This window comes from Niveibacterium umoris (assembly GCF_014197015.1).
Taxonomy (GTDB): Bacteria; Pseudomonadota; Gammaproteobacteria; order Burkholderiales; family Rhodocyclaceae; genus Niveibacterium; species Niveibacterium umoris.
Genome location: NZ_JACIET010000002.1, coordinates 1,146,965 through 1,162,171 on the forward strand (window position 1 = coordinate 1,146,965; position 15,207 = coordinate 1,162,171).

Consider the following 15,207-nt stretch of genomic DNA (forward strand, 5'->3'; position numbering starts at 1 on the left):
GGCCGCTCCATCGCGCAGGGGGAGCCGCGACATGAATTCACACTTGTTCGACCGCGTCATACGCCTCGGGGCTGTTGGCGCATTGCTGCTTGGTTTCTGGCAGGCCAGCGATGCCTCAGCCGCACCACTTGGCGGTCACGCCAGCGAATCGGCTTGTCGGCTCGCCGGCGCGGGGCGCGACGTGTCCCCACCCGACCACCGGCAGGGCGTGATCGCTGGTTCTGATCTTGTTGGCCGGGTGGCCGGTGTGCCTTCTGGCGGGACCTGATGGAAGTCAGACATGGGTCAACTGCGCGCTGCGGGATCGCGGCAAAGTGCAAGTGATCGATACGCGCTCGCAGGGTGTCGTGACGTCGCGCGAACCAAGGCATGTCGCATGGCGAGAGGGCGTTCTGCCGAGCAGCGGCGGTGCATGGTTCCTGACGCTTAAGGCGCCCAGCGTCCGCATTGTCGGCAACGGATTCGACATGCAGGCAGGCGTTTCCATCGACGCGCCCAAGGGCGATTGCTTCACCACCGTTGTGGTGGAGACGGGATTTTGATGAAGCCGAACAAGGTGACGGACAAGCAGCCGCCCCATTCAATGCCCTCCTTCGGTGGGCCGGTCGACATTCTCACCTTGCTCGGTGGGCAGGCGGCTGATGAGGCGCGCGACGAGGCCTTCGAATTCGAATTGCTCAATCGCTGGCAGCGTGACTTGCCGCTGGACATCGAACCCTTCGCGCGCGTCGGGGATGCCTATGGCCGCAGCGCGCGCGACGTGCTGGCCGCATTTCGCCGGCTACAGCGCGAGGGCGCGATTTCGCGTGTCGGCCCGGTCCTCACGCCGGCGGCGTTCGGGGCATCAACCCTTGCGGCAATCAGCGTGCCGCCGGATCGCCTGGAGTCTGTGGCCGGATACATCTCGCTGATGTCCGAGGTCAATCACAACTATGCCCGCGAACATGAGTACAACCTCTGGTTCGTGCTGACCGCCGGGGAACGGTCCCACATCGATCGTGCCCTGCAGCGCATCGAAGAGGCGACCGGCGCCGCACCGCTGGACCTTCCGATGCTTGAGGGCTATCACCTCGATCTCGGTTTCGATCTGCACGGGCCGGAAACCCGCGCGGCGCGTGCGGTGGATCTGGAGCGCGCCCGCGTCAGCCTCGACAGCCGGCAATGGCGACTGCTGGCCGCGCTCGAACAGGGCCTGCCCCTGGTGCCGCGCCCCTTTGCGCGGCTCGGCATGCGCGCCGACATGCATGAACTGGAAGTGATCGAGCAATTGCGCTACTGGCTGTCGATCGGCGCGATTCGACGAATCGGGGTCGTCGTGCATCACCACGAGTTGGGCTTGCGTGCCAACGCAATGTGCGTGTGGGATGTTCCGGACGATGACGCGCCGGCAATCGGCCGACGCATTGCCGAGATGCCAGGGGTCAACCTCTGCTATCGCCGTGCGCGGGTATCCAAACGCTGGCGCTACAACCTCTATTGCATGATTCATGGCCGTGAGCGCACGGCCGTTGCACAGATCCGCGAGCGCCTGATCCACGACGCGGGCCTCGAAGCGCACCCATCGGCGGTGCTGTTTTCGACGCGCCGTTACAAACAGCGCGGCGCGCGCTATTCCGAACGCTAGCTTTTTGCGTTTGGTCCTGGCGGGGGGCGAATCCGATCGCCAGCGTGACGCCCGATCATTCCGCGAAACCGGATGAGTTCAGATGCGCGGCGTCACGCGGGATCTTTCCGCGCTTGCGCGTCCTGCCGGCGCCCGCCGCGCGCCCGGGCAGCCAAGCATGCATTGCCTGAGGGCATGTGGGTCTAGCTCATGGCGGGCGGCGTCATAGGCGCGTGTATCAGCAGTGATTTTCCTGACAAATCGGTGGCACGGTTTGCTGGCATGATCGTGGGCGGCACTCCTGCCTCGTGGCTGGCATTCCTGCGCGGGACTCTCCGCAGCAGGCAGGGCATGGCGCGAAGGTGGGTGTATGAGTACGCGGGCAGATTGCCCCGATCGGTGGCGACCACATCCGTTCAGGATGAACGGACGCGTCGGGATCATGATTCGCTGCTGGCGGCGCTTCGTCGGCAACCACTTTGAAGTGTTCCACAGATGACTGTAAGAAGCTTTTTGGGCCGCGTCGGTCGCGGCATTACTGCGCTGCGCGTGTTCACGCTGAATGCGCTGTTCATGCTTGGCCTGCTGATCTTCGCTGCGTTTGTCATCGGGCTGGTGCTCGCCCACAACGCCGGCAAGGTCGAAGAGGGCAGCGTGTTGCTGGTAGCGCCAGTCGGTGCGCTCGCCGAGCAGCCGCCGCAGCCTGACCCGATGGCCCTGCTGTCGCCCGATTCCGACCGACCCGCCGCGACTCAGCATGTCGATCTGTTGCGGGCGCTGCGCGCGGCGGCGAAGGATTCCCGGATCAAGGCGGTGGTGATCAAGTCCGCCGACTTGGGGCCGGGATTGGCACGCATCGAAGAGGTCAATTCCGCACTCGCGGCAGTCAAGCTGGCCGGCAAGCCGGTGCTGGCCTGGGGCGATCGCTTCGACCAGACGCAGTATCTGCTCGCGAGCAATGCCAGCCGGGTGTATCTCGACCCCGATGGGGAAGTGGCGATCAACGGGCTGTCGCGTCATCAGATGTACTACCACAGCCTGCTCGAACGCCTTGGCGTCAAGATGCATGTGTTCAAGGTCGGCACCTACAAGAGTGCGGTCGAGCCCTACATCCGCGACTCAATGTCCGACGCGGACAAGGAGGCGGCGATCTCCTATCTGGGCGACACCTGGGCACGCCTCACCGGTCTGATCGCCGAGCGACGCAAACTCAAGCCGGAGGCGGTGCAAGCCTATGCCGACCTGGGCGCAGAGAAGTTGCGCGAGGCGGGCGGGAACAGCGCCGAAATGGCACGACGCGCCGGGCTGGTGGATGAGTTTGCCACTGCGCAGAGCTTCGACGAGATGATCAAGAAGCGCTTCGGGGCGGACAGGGAGGGGCGGGCACCGCGCTATGTCACGGTGGCGAACTATGCGGCCACGCTCGACGCTGCAGACGTCACCACCCCGTCCAAGGTCGGCATCGTTGTCATTGATGGCGTCATCATGGAAGGCGCGAGCCGTGCCGGCGTCGTGGGCAGCGCCTCGGTCGTCAAGACGATAGAGGATGCGGCGCACGACAAGACCGTCAAAGCGCTGGTGCTGCGGGTCAATAGCCCCGGAGGCAGCGCCACCGCGTCGGAAGAAATCCGCCGCGCGCTGCAGCGGGCGCGCGAAGCCGGCAAGCCGGTCGTCGTGTCGATGAGCACGGTTGCAGCATCGGGCGGCTACTGGGTGTCGATGGCCTCAGACCGCATTTATGCCGAGCCGACGAGTATCACTGGATCGATTGGCATCTTTGGCGTACTGCCTGAAATCGCCGAACCGCTGTCCAAACTCGGCATCAATACCGACGGCGTAACGACGGCGCCCGATGCGGGCCAGCCCAACCCTGCAACGCCTTTGTCCGATCACATGGCCGACCGGCTCGATCAACAGATCCGTTATGGTTATGCACGCTTCGTTGCGGTTGTTGCGAAAGGGCGCAAGTTGTCGCCGGAAGCGGTGGAGGCGGTCGCTCAGGGCAGGGTGTGGACCGGGAAGCAGGCGCTGGAGCACAAACTCGTCGACAAGCTTGGCGGGCTCGAAGACGCCCTTGCTTATGCCGCAGAGAAGGCGGGTCTGAAGGACTATGCGCCAGTGTATGTGGTGCCGGAACGTTCCTCACGGGCCAGGCTGATCGCGGCACTGATGGGGGCCGACGCGCAGGGCAAGACTCTGGAAATGGCTGGCCCTGCAGCGCCGGCGCTTGCCGGATTCATGCAGGAACTTGAGCTGCTCACCTCGCGTGAGCGCATCTTTGCGCGCTGTCTTTGCGAAGGGCTTTGACCGGGAGGCAGCGCGCGAGCCGGCAGTCGCAGTCGCAAACCGCACCTAGGCGCAAGCTCGGGCCTGGGCCTGGGCTCGGCTCGCGTGATGTTGTCGCCACGGCACATCCGCATTGACTGCCGAAGCCGTTGCCAGTCGTGGTGCGGAGACTGTGCGGACATAGTCCAAACGAGTGATTGTGTCCTTCAGGTTCTGCAAAATATTGTGTCCTGTCGTCGTTCGATTCATGTGTTCTGCCGCGATCTGTTCAGGCGCTCGCCAGCACGCATGCGGTGCGGCGGCATGACGAGCCATCCGGACGGGTCGTGCGCGCAGGGCTTTGCGAATTCGCGCAAGGTGGGGTAATTTCACAGGCGTCTGCCCTTGCAACGAGGGCAAACACGATCGGCACAGCCGGAGCAATCCGGTGTCGCAAAGCTTCCGGTCCGGATCTGTTCGGATAGCGGGGTTGCATTGGAGCACGGTGCTCCAGATCGCTTCCCGCCTGCATTCCGTCCAGCGTCTCCCAGAAGTGTCAGCGCCATCCAGCGGCGGCCGGTCGTCAACCAGAACGACACAACCGGGGGACAGAAAATGATCGATCTGAGCGACGCCGCAATCTTTGGCATCCGCGATGCACAGGGGCACAAGAACGAAACGCGCGTGGCCGAATTCCGCGGCGCACAGCCACGCAACGAGCTGGGCATCACGACGCGTTTGCTGAATGCCTTGCGCGGGGCGGACACGCGCGAAGGCGGGGCGCGCAAGCTCAAGTAAGCGTGTACCTGTTGCGGGCTGCCCCCGGCCGGTCTTCAAGGTCGGGGTGGCCGCGCAAGCCCGCGGGCGATCGTTCCCGGCGACGGCGCAATGCCCACGCTGAAACATGCGAGCCACTACAGGAAAGCCCGCGCCTGCCGATAACCCTGTGACGTGCCGCCCCGACGACGGTGGTACGGCTGAGTACCCGACGTGGCTGTGCGTCTCGCAAAGACTTGCGGGCGCACTCGCCGCGCTCGGGGCATTCCCGGTGCGTGGCGCAGGGTACGGAGCGGGCATGAGGCTGAATTGGGGAACGTGGCTTGTTGGCTTGGTTTGCGTCGCCCTGTTCGGCGCGCCGGTACGCGACTGCCCGGCGCAAACAGCATCGCGCCTTGCGCGCATTGCCGCGAGCGGAGCGTTGCGGGTGTGCATCTGGCCCGAGTACTACGGCGTCAGCTACCGCAATCCCAAGTCGGGCCGGCTCTCGGGGCTCGACGTCGACATGGCCGCAGAATTTGCACGTGACCTGGGCGTCGACGTGCGCTTCGTCGACAGCACGTTTGCTTCGCTAATCGACGATATCGAGAAGGATCACTGCGACATCGCGATGATGGCCGTCGCGATCACGCCCCAGCGCGCGCAGCGCCTTGCGTTCTCTCGCCCCTACCTGCGCAGCGATGTCTATGCGGTCACCACCCGTTTCAACGCCAGGGTGCGCAGCTGGTCCGACATCGACCGGGCGGGCACACGGGTTGCCGTTGCCGCCGGCACGTACCACGAAGCCCTGATGCGCGAACGCCTCAAGCATGCCGAGCTGGTGGTGATCCAGCCGCCGGCAACGCGCGAAGCCGAGTTGGAGGCCGGGCGGGTGGACGTCTTCATGTCCGACTATCCGTTCACCCACAAGATGCGCGATGACCATGACTGGGTGCAGGTGCTCGCGCCGGCGACGCCCTTTTTCCCGGTGAGCGCCGCCTATGCGGTAAAGCCAGGCGACAAGGCCTGGCTGAAACGGGTCGATGAGTTCGTTGCCGCCGTGCGCGCGGACGGGCGCCTGGCGGCCGCGGCGCGGCGCTACCGGCTCGACCCGATCCTCGATCGCGACTGAGCGCCGGAAGAACTTCACCTTGTCTCGCGACCCCTCCGCCAACCCACGCGCCCGCCGGGCGCTTCTGCCCGAGGGCATTGGCGCGGTGATGCTCGCCTTCGTGCTCTGCGGCTTGCTCGGCGTCGCCTACCACGCGATGCGCCTGCGCAGCGAGGCGCTGGCAACCCATCGCACGCTGGCGCGCAACGCCGCACGACTGGGTGAGCAACAACTGACCCTGGTGCTGCGCACCGTCGACCGCCAGCTCGACGCGCGCGGTGCCGACTGGCTGCAACGGCCGGCGGACGACGGTGCTGGCTTCGAGCCGCGCCTGCGAGCCGATCTCGCCGGCTTCCCCGTGCTGCGTTCAATTGCCATTGTTGCGAGCGACGGGCGAATTCTGGCCAGCAGTGCGGCCGATGCGCGCGGCAGCCGCTTGAGTGCCGAGGCCCTGACGGCGCTGCGCGGCGAGGGCGAAGCCACGGCTTTGCGGATTTCGCGACCCTGGACCGGGCGCGATCTGGCCGATGGTCTGCCGCTCGCCGGCACTGTAGATGTGCGCGCCAAGCCCTATTTCTTCTCGCTGGCGCGACGTCTCGGCGATGATGGCGACGGTGGTTTCATCGTCGCCGTCCTCAACCCGGACTACCTCGCGCAGCAGATGGCGAGCCTGGTCGAGCGGGAGGAATTCGTCGTCAGCCTCTCGCGCTACGACGGCGCGCTGCTTGTCAGCACGGCCCCGACCCGCATACCGCCCGGCCTGGATCAGTCGCGCGAGGCGGTGTTCCGCAGCCTGCTGCCGGATCATGAAATCGGGCACCTCGATGCGCCGGCGACCTCGCGCGTGGGGCCGGCGATCCTGGCTTACCATGCGTCGCGACTCTTCCCGCTGGTGATCCAGGCGCACTTCGATCGCGACGCGGTGCTCGCGGACTGGCGCCGCGAGATGGTCAACCTTGGCGCCATGAGCATCGGCGTGTTGTGCTTCATCGGGGTAATCGGTGCGCTGGTCGTGCGCCTGCAGCAGCGGCGCGAGCGCGAACGGCAATCAGCCCGGGCCGAACTGGAACTTGCTGCGCGCGTCTTTGATGCGGCCTTCGACGGCATCGTGATCACCGATCGCGAGCAGCGCATCCTGCGGGTGAACAAGGCCTTTACGCGCATCACCGGCTATACCGAGGCAGAAGTGCGCGGCAACACGCCACATGTGCTCTCGTCCGGGATTCATGACGAGGCCTTCTATGCGGCGCTGTGGCAAGCGGTGAAGCGCGACGGTCGCTGGCAGGGCGAGATCATGAACCGTCGTCGTGACGGCGAGATCTATCCGGAAGAGCTCGCGATCTCTGCGGTGACCGACGGCCAGCATGAGGTGTGCAATTACATCGGCACCTTCAATGACATCACCGAGCGCAGACGCACCGAAGATGCACTGCGCTCGGCCAAGGAAGCTGCGGAAACGGCCAACCGCGCGAAGAGTCAGTTTCTGGCGACGATCTCGCACGAGATCCGGACGCCGATGAACGCGATTCTCGGCATGGCACAACTGCTGATGTTGCCGGGCCTCGGCGAGGCGGAGCGGATCGAGCGGGCGCGTACGATACTCGGCGCGGGCGGGACACTGATGACCCTGCTTAACGACATCCTCGATCTGGCGCGCGGCGAGGCCGGCCGGCTCGATCTCAATCCCTGCGATATGAGCCCGCGTGTCGTGCTGGCCGAGACTGCCGCGCTGTTCGCGGAGGCAGCACAGAAGAAGTCGCTGACGATAGCGCCGCAGTGGTGGGGGGCGGAAAGCGAGCAGTTTCGCGCCGATCCGGTGCGGCTCAAGCAGATGCTGTCGAATCTGCTCAGCAACGCGATCAAGTACAGCGCGCAAGGGGTCGTCCGGCTTGAGGGTGAAGTCCTGGCGCGCCAGGGTGCAAGCGTGGACCTGCGCTTTTCGGTCACCGACTGTGGCACTGGCATCCCGCGGAACAAGCTGGGGCAGCTGTTCCAGCCCTTCAGCCAGCTGGATGGCGGTAACACCCGCAGCGCCGGCGGCAGCGGCCTCGGGCTGTCGATCGTGCGCAGTCTCGCTCTTCTGATGGACGGCGACGTCGGCGTGCGCAGCGAGCCGGGTCACGGCTCATGCTTCTGGTTTCGCATCCGGGCCGGGCTGCCTGCTGGCTCCGGCGGGCACAGCATGTCGGCAAGTCCGGTTGCGCCGGTTACGCCCGCAGCGGTCGATGCGCCGCCGCAAGGGGCGCTGGTGCTGGTGGTCGAGGACAGCCCGACCAACAGCACGATGGTGGAACTCATGCTGCAGCACCACGGATTCCGCGTGGCAACGGCGCTCGATGGCCTGCAGGCGCTCGATGCGATCCGCGCGGGTCTGGCGCCGGACATCATCCTGATGGACTGCCACATGCCGCACCTCGACGGTTTCGAGACGACGCGGCGTATCCGCGACGACGAGGCTGCGGCGGGCCGTGGGCGCGTGCCGATCGTCGCCTTGACCGCCAACGCTTTCGAGGAAAACCGCCAGGCGTGCCTGGGCGCGGGCATGGACGATTTCATTGCGAAGCCGGTGGTGCTCACCGAATTGCTGGCGGCGCTCGGACGCTGGCTGCCGCGTACCGAACCGGCCCCGCGCGCAGTGCAGTGAGCGTTAGCCATCGACACTTGAACAAGGGATGCTTCACCCGATGCTCGACCTGAACTCCATCCTCTTTTCGGTCACTCTGGTTTCCCTGTGCATGGGGCTGATGCTGCACGTCTTCATCCGCAGCTTCCAGCCACTGATGCGGGGGGCGCGGCCGATTGCGTGGAGCAGCATCGTGCTCGGTTTCGGAACGGCTGCACTGGCCTTGCGCGGCATCTCGCCAGACCTGCTGCCGGTGTCCATCGTGCTCGGCAATCTCGGTACGCTGCTCAGCCAGGGGCTTGTCCATGTAGGCCTTTGCCGCCTTGTGGACCGGCACACGCGCTTGCCGTATGTGGCGGGTGTGCTGGGAACCAGCTACCTGGGCGCGATCTGGTACACCTTCGCGATGCCGAGCCTGTTCGCGCGCGTCGCCATTCTCAGTGCGGGCTTGATTGTCGCCGTCGGGCTGACCATCTGGGAACTGTATTGCAGCATGCGTCTGCGCAAGTCGCTGGCAACGATGGGGCTGTTGGTCGTATTGAGCATCCTGCAAACCTCGCTGATCCTGCGGGCAGTGCTGACCTGGCTGCATCGTGACGGCTACGATGCTTACTTTGCGGATTCGCCGATGCAGGCGATCACGTTGATGGGGGTGTTACTGTCGCTGGTGCTGGGCATCCTGCTGTGCATGATGCTGATCGGCGAGCGGGCGCTGGTGCGCCTGCGCGAGAGCGCGCGCCGCGAAGATCTGCTGACCGGTCTGCCGAACCGTATGGCCGCGGACGAAGCGGTGGAAGCCGCGCTGCAAAACGGCGCCGAACAAGGGCGTCCGACCACGGTGGTGCGCATCGACCTCGACAACTTCCGCCAGTTCAACGACTGGTACGGGCACGACGTCGGAGACGCGGTGCTGCGCCATGTCACCGAATGCATCCGCCGCGTGCTGCGCCGCGGGCGACTGCTGGCGCGCTGGGGCGGCAAGGGCTACATCGTCGTGATGCCGGACAGCGATGGCGAGGCCGGCGCCGGGCTGGCGCGCGACATCGTGCTCGAGATCAGTCTCAGCCCGCTCGCGCTGGGTCACTTCGACATCGAGATCGCCGCTTGCGCGGGGGTCGCAAGCTCGCGCCGCAGCGAATCGACCTCCGACGCGGTCATGCTGGCGGCAGAGGCGGCGCTCGACAGCGCACGCCGCAATCCGGACGGTCTCGCCAAAGTGCGCGAGATCGACTGAATACGGCGCGCTACTGTTTGCCGGTGGCGACCTGACCCAGTTCCTTGGGGCCGGGGCCGTCTGGCTCCTTGTGCGAGATGGCGAAGTGGCAGTCGATGCAGGTGAGGTTTTCCTTGCGCATCTTGTCGTGCCGCTTTTTCGCCGTCGTTGTCTGCTTCGCGGCGTCCATCTTGGCGGCGGTGTGGCAGAAGCGGCATTCGCGCGAGTCGTTGGCCTTCATGTCCACCCATACGCGTTTTGCCAGCTCGTAACGCTTGGCCTCGAACTTTGCCGGGGTGTCGATCGAGTGGGTAACGAAGTGCCCCCACAGGTCCGAGAACAGGCCCATTTTCGCCAGATAGTTCGGAATGTGTTCGTGCGGCACATGGCAGTCGTTGCAGGTCGCGCGCATGCCGCTGCGGTTGATGTCGTGGATCGAGTTCTTGTATTCCAACGCCACGGTACTGGTCATCTCATGGCAGCTGTTGGCACAGAACTGTTCCGAATTGGCGTAGACCATGAAGGAGCCGAGTGAGCCGAAGGTCAGCGCACCGATGGCCAGGCCAGCCACCAGCATGGCAAGCGAACCGGGTCGGGCGCCCCAGCGGCGGAGCGGTGCGAAGATCCTGGGCATCTGACGCATCTCCCTTTTCTGGTGGCGTGGCGCGGGCTAGAAAATCGCGCCCTTCGGAATTAGCGCCTGGTCGACTTGGAGTTCCTGCGGCCCCGGCCCGCCATGAGGTTCATGGTGGGCGATGGCGAAGTGGCAGTCGACGCAGGTCATCCTCTCGCGTCGGGCCTTGGCGTGTCGCGCCTTGGCCATGTCCGACTGCTTGTCGGGATCCATCTTGGCTTCGTCGTGGCAGTGGCGACACTCGCGGGAATCGTTGCCCTTCATGTAGCGCCACACGTTCTGCGCCATGCGTGAGCGTTCGGCCTCGAACTTCGCCGGCGTATCCACGCGGTGGGTGACATGGTGGCTCCACAGGTCGTTCAGGGCCCCCATCTTCGCGACATAGAGCGGAATCGGCGCATGCGGCACATGGCAGTCAGGGCAGATCGCGCGCACACCGGTGCGGTTGAGGTCATGCACCGAGCTGCGGTACTCAACGTCTGAGGTCGTGGCCATTTCGTGACAACTCGTCGCGCAGAATGGCTCGGTGCTGGTGTAGACGAGACTGCTCGCAAGCAGGCTCAAGCCGGCGAAGCTGACCCCGAAGCCAATCAGCAGGACGATCGGCGCACGTCGGCTCGCCGCCCAGCGCCGCACCGGATCGAGAATTCTGCGAAGCATCGTCCCCTCCTCCCTGGTGGTCGCCGCTGAGGGCGTCCACGGAAAAGGCGGTCCGGCCGGGGTGCTTGCCCGGTCAAATCGTCACAGTGAAAGGATCCACAGCACCGCGTTGCGGATCTCGGCCGGATCCTTGCTCTTGATGGCCTTGTGCTCTTCCTTGACGCCGTCGATCTCGACCATCGGCGATTCGGTGATGTGCTTGGTCAGCGCGGCTTCGGCGTCGGCCTTGCCTTTGTATTTCCTGGCGACCTCGCGGTAGGGCGGGCCATCTTTCTTTTTGTCGATCGAGTGGCACTTGAAGCAGTCGCTCTTCTTCATCAGCGCTTGCGCGGCGTCCGCGTCGACGGCCGCGCTGGCGGCCGAAGCTGACATGAGGCCAACGATAGCGAGCGCCACAGACAGATGTTTCATTGCCGTTTCCCCCTTCAGCAATCCACCCCTTGTCCAGACCTGCAACCCGAGCGCGCTCTGGCCGGCGCTCTTCTTTCAAGCACTATGGCACGTGCCCGGCCGCGATGCGACCCGAAATCCCGAGTGGAAGTTGACATCGATGAAACATGGGGCACTGTTTTGCGAAGGCAAGCGCCGAAGATGCAGCCAAGCGGTGGCTGCGCGCGCGAGCGGTGCGACAATCGGCCAGATACGTCGATCTGCCATTCATCCAGCCGAGGCGGTCCCAACATGTCCCGTCGCTCCACCCGGCGTTTCGAGCACTTTGCGCAACTGGCGCTCACCATAGGCCTGCTGGTCGGCTGCTGGATGGTACTGGCGCCCTTTATCGTGACGATCCTCTTCGCGATGATCATCGCGCTGTCGACCGGGCCTGTCTATACGTGGCTGGTGGCCCGTCTGCGCGGCCGGCGCAGCCTCGCCGCAGTTTTGATGTGCTGCGGTTTCGTGCTGGCGGTGGTTGTGCCGGTGCTGGTGGTCGCCAGTTCTGCCGCAGAGGGGCTGCAGTGGATCACCGGACTGATCCGTTCGCGGCTTGAGGGCGGGCCGGTGCAACCGCCACGGTGGGTACGCGATGTGCCCCTGCTCGGCGAATCAGTATTCGCGTACCTGTCGACGCTGATGGCCAGTCGCGAGGAAATGATCGGGCTCGGCCGTCAGTTGCTCGAGCCGGCGAGGGGCTTTGGCCTGAAGGTGATCGGCGCACTGGGTGTCGGCGTGGTGCAGGTGTTGCTCGCCATTTTCGTGCTCTTCTTCCTCTACCGTGACGGGCCGGCGGTCCGCGGCATGATCGAAGGCGTGGTCGAGCGCTTGTATGGCGAAGTCGGCCGCGATCTGATGCTGACGGCGCAGAAAACGGTGTTCGCGGTCATGCTGGGCATGGTAGGCACCGCCGTCGCCCAGGCGCTGGTCGCAGCGCTCGGCTTTGCGATTGCGGGTGTGCCGGCGCCGCTGCTGCTCGCCTCGCTTGTCTTTCTGCTTTCGATGCTTCCGGTCGGCCCGCCGCTGGTGTGGGGCGGGGCGGCGTTCTGGCTCTACGACCGCGGCGAATTCGGCTGGTCGCTCTTCATGGTGCTTTACGGCTTGTTCGCGATCAGTTCGGTCGACAACGTCGTCAAACCCCTGCTGATCGCCCGCACCTCCAGCCTGCCCCTGCTGATCGCGGTGCTGGGTGTGTTCGGCGGCGTGCTCGCTTTCGGTCTGGTCGGGCTTTTCATCGGGCCGACCCTGTTGGCCTTGGGTATCAGCCTGACCCGCCGCTGGCTCGATCTGCGCACCGAGCTCCCGGCTGCGGCGCCACCTCTCGGGTGAGCCGAGCTGGCGCGGGGTGCGGCTCGCGCATCAGTGGTCCGGTAGGCAAGCGCACCGCGGCAAGCGGCCTTCCAGCCTGAATCGCGAAAAGCGACAAACTTGATAATTATCGATCCGGCATTTTTTCCGGCGGCTCCCGCTCGTTCGTGCCAAACTTCTTCGGTTAACCGATTTTGCGTGGTGGTGGCATGGAAGTGACCCGGTTTCGCAGGCGTGCGTTCATCAAGGCGGTGTCGGCCGCGATCGGTTCCATCGGGCTGTTCGGTTGTGGCAGCCAGAGTTCGAGCGCGAGTGGCGCCGCCGCTGGAACGACGCCGCCTGCTGCGGGCACTACACCGCCCACCGGGGGGACGTCGAGCGGGCAGCCGATCGTTATCGACGCGATCCCCCCGCTCAACTTCACCGGCGGGATTCCCGGCTCGCGTTCGCTGGCGCAGTACGTGCGGATTCCCGAGGGCTACGGTGCGCCCACCTATGCCTTGAGCGGAACCCTTGGGCCCGGGCTGAGTTTCGACACGCAGACCGGTGTGCTCAGTTACGACGGCAGCGGCAATGGATCTCAGTCGGCTGGACTGGCCTTGTCGGTCAGCGCGGAGCCCCTGAGCGTGGCGCCGCAGAGTGGCGCGTTGGCCTCCGTCACACTGGTGTCGGCGGTGGGGGGGAGTCTGCTGCCCTGGACCTTCGGCCAATTCTTCCGTCAGGGCGATGTACCTAACGGCCGTACCATCGTCGCCGATCTGCCCGATTTTCAGGCTGTGGTGCGCAATCGCTGGCCGGATGGTTCGGTGAAGTACGCGGTGCTCTCCGGCCGCTGCGATCTGGTAGCGAACTTGAAGCGGACGATTGCCCTGAAGGCCGGCACGGCGGCAGGCAGTGTGGCTCTGGCTGAGACCGATCTGGCTGCGGCGGCGCCGGCGATCGCGGTTCAGGTCGGCGGCTTCGGCAAGGTCGCCCTGTCGGGCGCGATCGGTGCGCCTGTGCGTCAGCTCTTGTCAGGGCCGGTGGCGTCCGAATGGCAGTACCGCCTGCCCGTGCCGAATGACGCGCAGTTGGTGGTCTGGCTGTATGTGCGCCTCTACAAGGGCGGGCGCGTCGAATTCATGGTGAGCATCGAGAACGGCTACTTCGATTACACCGGTGCCACCAACAAGGTTGCTCAGATCGTGGTCAGCGCCGGTAACCAGGTGCTCTACGACTCGGGCTCCGCGATCGATATCAAGCACCACACGCGAGTCGTCGCGGCGGCCGGGTTTTCGGGGAAGCTCTGGGTGGGGGGCGATCCGGCTGTGATCCCGTCGCATGACACTGCCTACCTGCAGCGGACCGGAGCTGTGCCCGCGTTTCAGGCGACCTCGATCAATGCGGCTGCGCTCGACGGACTTGCTCAGGCTTATCAGCCCAACGCCCAACACAACCTGCCCGGCAACAGCCTGGGGGGCGGCGGTGACAGCCCCTCGATCGGCTGGCTGCCCAGGTGGGATGCCTGCTATGTGGTGTCGGCCGATGCGCGGGCCTACAAATCAGTGCTGGTGAATTCGCTCGCGGCCGGGGCGTGGTCCACACACTGGCGCAACGGGGCGACGAACAAGGTGGTTGCGTATGCCGATTTTCCTGCGACAAAGAAACCGGCCGCCTCAGGTTCGAATTACGGTGGCCTGAACTACCGTTCGTCCCAGTACGGCACCGATTGGGATATCTCGCACGGCTGGTTGCCGGGCTACACCGCTTATCTTTTGACAGGCGACTATTGGCATCTCGAGGCGCTGCAGTTCTTCGTCAAGTGGGTGCACTACAGCAGTGACGTCAACGCGCGTGGCAATGCCACCGGGCTGATGGTGCGCAGTCTGCAGACGCGTGGTACTGCGTGGGCGTTGCGCAATTGCGGCATGGCCGCCGCCATCACGCCGGACACCGACAGCGAACGCGCCGCCTATGCCAACGCAGTGGGCGCGTCGCTGAGCTGGATGCGCGCCTATCACACCAACAGGCTCGGACTGGTGCTGGAACCGGACCAGGCCTCTTGGGGGGACCCGGGTGGTCAGCGCACCTGGATGAGCGACTACGTGGTGGGTACCGTGGCCTGGATTCTCGACCAGAGGATCCTGGCCGGCGCGCAGCTCAACGATGCGCAGGCGTTCATGCAGTGGATGGGGAGCGGTCTGGTGCAACGCTTCTCGGACGGATCCAATCTCAACGGCTGGCACTGGATGTATCAGGCCTACTCGCCGGTCGTGTCGCCGGCCGCTTTCCCGGCCAACCAGGACCAGGCCAATTTCGACGCCAACTGGGGCATCGCCTTCACGCGCAATTATGGCCGCCAGAATGGTCGCGACCTGGATACGCCCGACATCAAGGCCTACAACTGGACGACCCCGGGCAACCTGGCGACCTGGACGAGCGCGACGGCCTTCGGCGCCGGCTATTTCGAGTACGGCATGTGTGCGCTCGCACAGTGCGTGAACCAGGGCGTCGCAGGTGCCGCCGCCGCATTCAAGCGCATCACCGCCGCAAGCAACTACAACACCTGCCGTGCGTCGCTTGCGAACGACCCGCGTTTCGGCATTGCTCCCCGGGGTTAACT

The 15,207-nt window shown here is 65.2% G+C and carries 13 protein-coding genes and 1 riboswitch; of the genes, 10 read left to right on the forward strand and 3 right to left on the reverse strand.

Annotation, left to right across the window (positions count from 1 at the left end; all coding sequences use genetic code 11):
* The first annotated feature begins 31 nt into the window (after window positions 1-31).
* From GGR36_RS17285 to GGR36_RS17320, 8 genes are all read left to right on the forward strand, one after another.
* Window positions 32-268: a hypothetical protein gene (locus GGR36_RS17285; RefSeq protein ID WP_183636024.1), complete on the forward strand. Its 237-nt coding sequence runs from the start codon at window positions 32-34 to the stop codon at window positions 266-268.
* A 52-nt stretch (window positions 269-320) separates the two neighbouring features.
* The gene (locus tag GGR36_RS17290; RefSeq protein WP_183636025.1) at window positions 321-542 is read left to right on the forward strand and encodes a hypothetical protein; all 222 of its coding nucleotides are present in this window, start codon (window positions 321-323) and stop codon (window positions 540-542) included.
* Complete coding sequence (ahbB, locus tag GGR36_RS17295; RefSeq protein ID WP_242533291.1) at window positions 542-1,624, forward strand: siroheme decarboxylase subunit beta; 1,083 nt, start codon at window positions 542-544, stop codon at window positions 1,622-1,624. The genes GGR36_RS17290 and ahbB overlap by 1 nt, the downstream gene beginning before the upstream one ends.
* 474 nt (window positions 1,625-2,098) lie before the next feature.
* On the forward strand, window positions 2,099-3,910 hold the full coding sequence (sppA, locus tag GGR36_RS17300; RefSeq protein ID WP_183636026.1) for a signal peptide peptidase SppA: 1,812 nt from the start codon (window positions 2,099-2,101) through the stop codon (window positions 3,908-3,910).
* A gap of 376 nt (window positions 3,911-4,286) precedes the next feature.
* Window positions 4,287-4,366, forward strand: a riboswitch (cyclic di-GMP riboswitch).
* A 117-nt stretch (window positions 4,367-4,483) separates the two neighbouring features.
* On the forward strand, window positions 4,484-4,666 hold the full coding sequence (locus GGR36_RS17305; RefSeq protein WP_183636027.1) for a hypothetical protein: 183 nt from the start codon (window positions 4,484-4,486) through the stop codon (window positions 4,664-4,666).
* A 277-nt stretch (window positions 4,667-4,943) separates the two neighbouring features.
* Window positions 4,944-5,756, forward strand: a complete 813-nt coding sequence (locus tag GGR36_RS17310) for a substrate-binding periplasmic protein (RefSeq protein WP_183636028.1) — start codon at window positions 4,944-4,946, stop codon at window positions 5,754-5,756.
* Window positions 5,757-5,775: 19 nt separating this feature from the next.
* The gene (locus GGR36_RS17315) at window positions 5,776-8,379 is read left to right on the forward strand and encodes an ATP-binding protein (RefSeq protein WP_183636029.1); all 2,604 of its coding nucleotides are present in this window, start codon (window positions 5,776-5,778) and stop codon (window positions 8,377-8,379) included.
* A 40-nt stretch (window positions 8,380-8,419) separates the two neighbouring features.
* Window positions 8,420-9,592: a GGDEF domain-containing protein gene (locus GGR36_RS17320; RefSeq protein WP_183636030.1), complete on the forward strand. Its 1,173-nt coding sequence runs from the start codon at window positions 8,420-8,422 to the stop codon at window positions 9,590-9,592.
* Between the two features lie 10 nt (window positions 9,593-9,602).
* Here GGR36_RS17320 and GGR36_RS17325 read toward each other — a convergent pair whose 3' ends face one another.
* The 3 genes from GGR36_RS17325 to GGR36_RS17335 all read right to left on the reverse strand — a co-directional run bounded on the left by GGR36_RS17325 (window position 9,603) and on the right by GGR36_RS17335 (window position 11,276).
* Complete coding sequence (locus GGR36_RS17325; protein WP_183636031.1) at window positions 9,603-10,205, reverse strand: NapC/NirT family cytochrome c; 603 nt, start codon at window positions 10,203-10,205, stop codon at window positions 9,603-9,605.
* Window positions 10,206-10,241: 36 nt separating this feature from the next.
* The gene (locus GGR36_RS17330) at window positions 10,242-10,865 is read right to left on the reverse strand and encodes a NapC/NirT family cytochrome c (RefSeq protein ID WP_183636032.1); all 624 of its coding nucleotides are present in this window, start codon (window positions 10,863-10,865) and stop codon (window positions 10,242-10,244) included.
* 81 nt (window positions 10,866-10,946) lie between these two features.
* Entirely contained in the window at window positions 10,947-11,276 is a 330-nt protein-coding gene (locus tag GGR36_RS17335) for a c-type cytochrome (protein WP_183636033.1), read from the reverse strand.
* A 270-nt stretch (window positions 11,277-11,546) separates the two neighbouring features.
* Here GGR36_RS17335 and GGR36_RS17340 point away from each other — a divergent pair, with 270 nt between their 5' ends.
* Complete coding sequence (locus GGR36_RS17340; RefSeq protein WP_183636034.1) at window positions 11,547-12,626, forward strand: AI-2E family transporter; 1,080 nt, start codon at window positions 11,547-11,549, stop codon at window positions 12,624-12,626.
* Between the two features lie 188 nt (window positions 12,627-12,814).
* On the forward strand, window positions 12,815-15,205 hold the full coding sequence (locus GGR36_RS17345) for a hypothetical protein (protein ID WP_183636035.1): 2,391 nt from the start codon (window positions 12,815-12,817) through the stop codon (window positions 15,203-15,205).
* Window positions 15,206-15,207: the final 2 nt, after the last annotated feature.

Excerpts from the sequence above, each read along its gene's own strand:
- sppA (WP_183636026.1), top strand. The coding sequence starts at position 2,099 with ATGACTGTAAGAAGCTTTTTGGGCCGCGTCGGTCGCGGCATTACTGCG.
- GGR36_RS17320 (WP_183636030.1), top strand. The coding sequence starts at position 8,420 with ATGCTCGACCTGAACTCCATCCTCTTTTCGGTCACTCTGGTTTCCCTG.
- GGR36_RS17330 (WP_183636032.1), bottom strand. The coding sequence starts at position 10,865 with ATGCTTCGCAGAATTCTCGATCCGGTGCGGCGCTGGGCGGCGAGCCGA.
- GGR36_RS17345 (WP_183636035.1), top strand. The coding sequence starts at position 12,815 with ATGGAAGTGACCCGGTTTCGCAGGCGTGCGTTCATCAAGGCGGTGTCG.
- ahbB (WP_242533291.1), top strand. The coding sequence starts at position 542 with ATGAAGCCGAACAAGGTGACGGACAAGCAGCCGCCCCATTCAATGCCC.
- GGR36_RS17340 (WP_183636034.1), top strand. The coding sequence starts at position 11,547 with ATGTCCCGTCGCTCCACCCGGCGTTTCGAGCACTTTGCGCAACTGGCG.
- GGR36_RS17305 (WP_183636027.1), top strand. The coding sequence starts at position 4,484 with ATGATCGATCTGAGCGACGCCGCAATCTTTGGCATCCGCGATGCACAG.
- GGR36_RS17325 (WP_183636031.1), bottom strand. The coding sequence starts at position 10,205 with ATGCCCAGGATCTTCGCACCGCTCCGCCGCTGGGGCGCCCGACCCGGT.
- GGR36_RS17285 (WP_183636024.1), top strand. The coding sequence starts at position 32 with ATGAATTCACACTTGTTCGACCGCGTCATACGCCTCGGGGCTGTTGGC.
- GGR36_RS17310 (WP_183636028.1), top strand. The coding sequence starts at position 4,944 with ATGAGGCTGAATTGGGGAACGTGGCTTGTTGGCTTGGTTTGCGTCGCC.
- GGR36_RS17335 (WP_183636033.1), bottom strand. The coding sequence starts at position 11,276 with ATGAAACATCTGTCTGTGGCGCTCGCTATCGTTGGCCTCATGTCAGCT.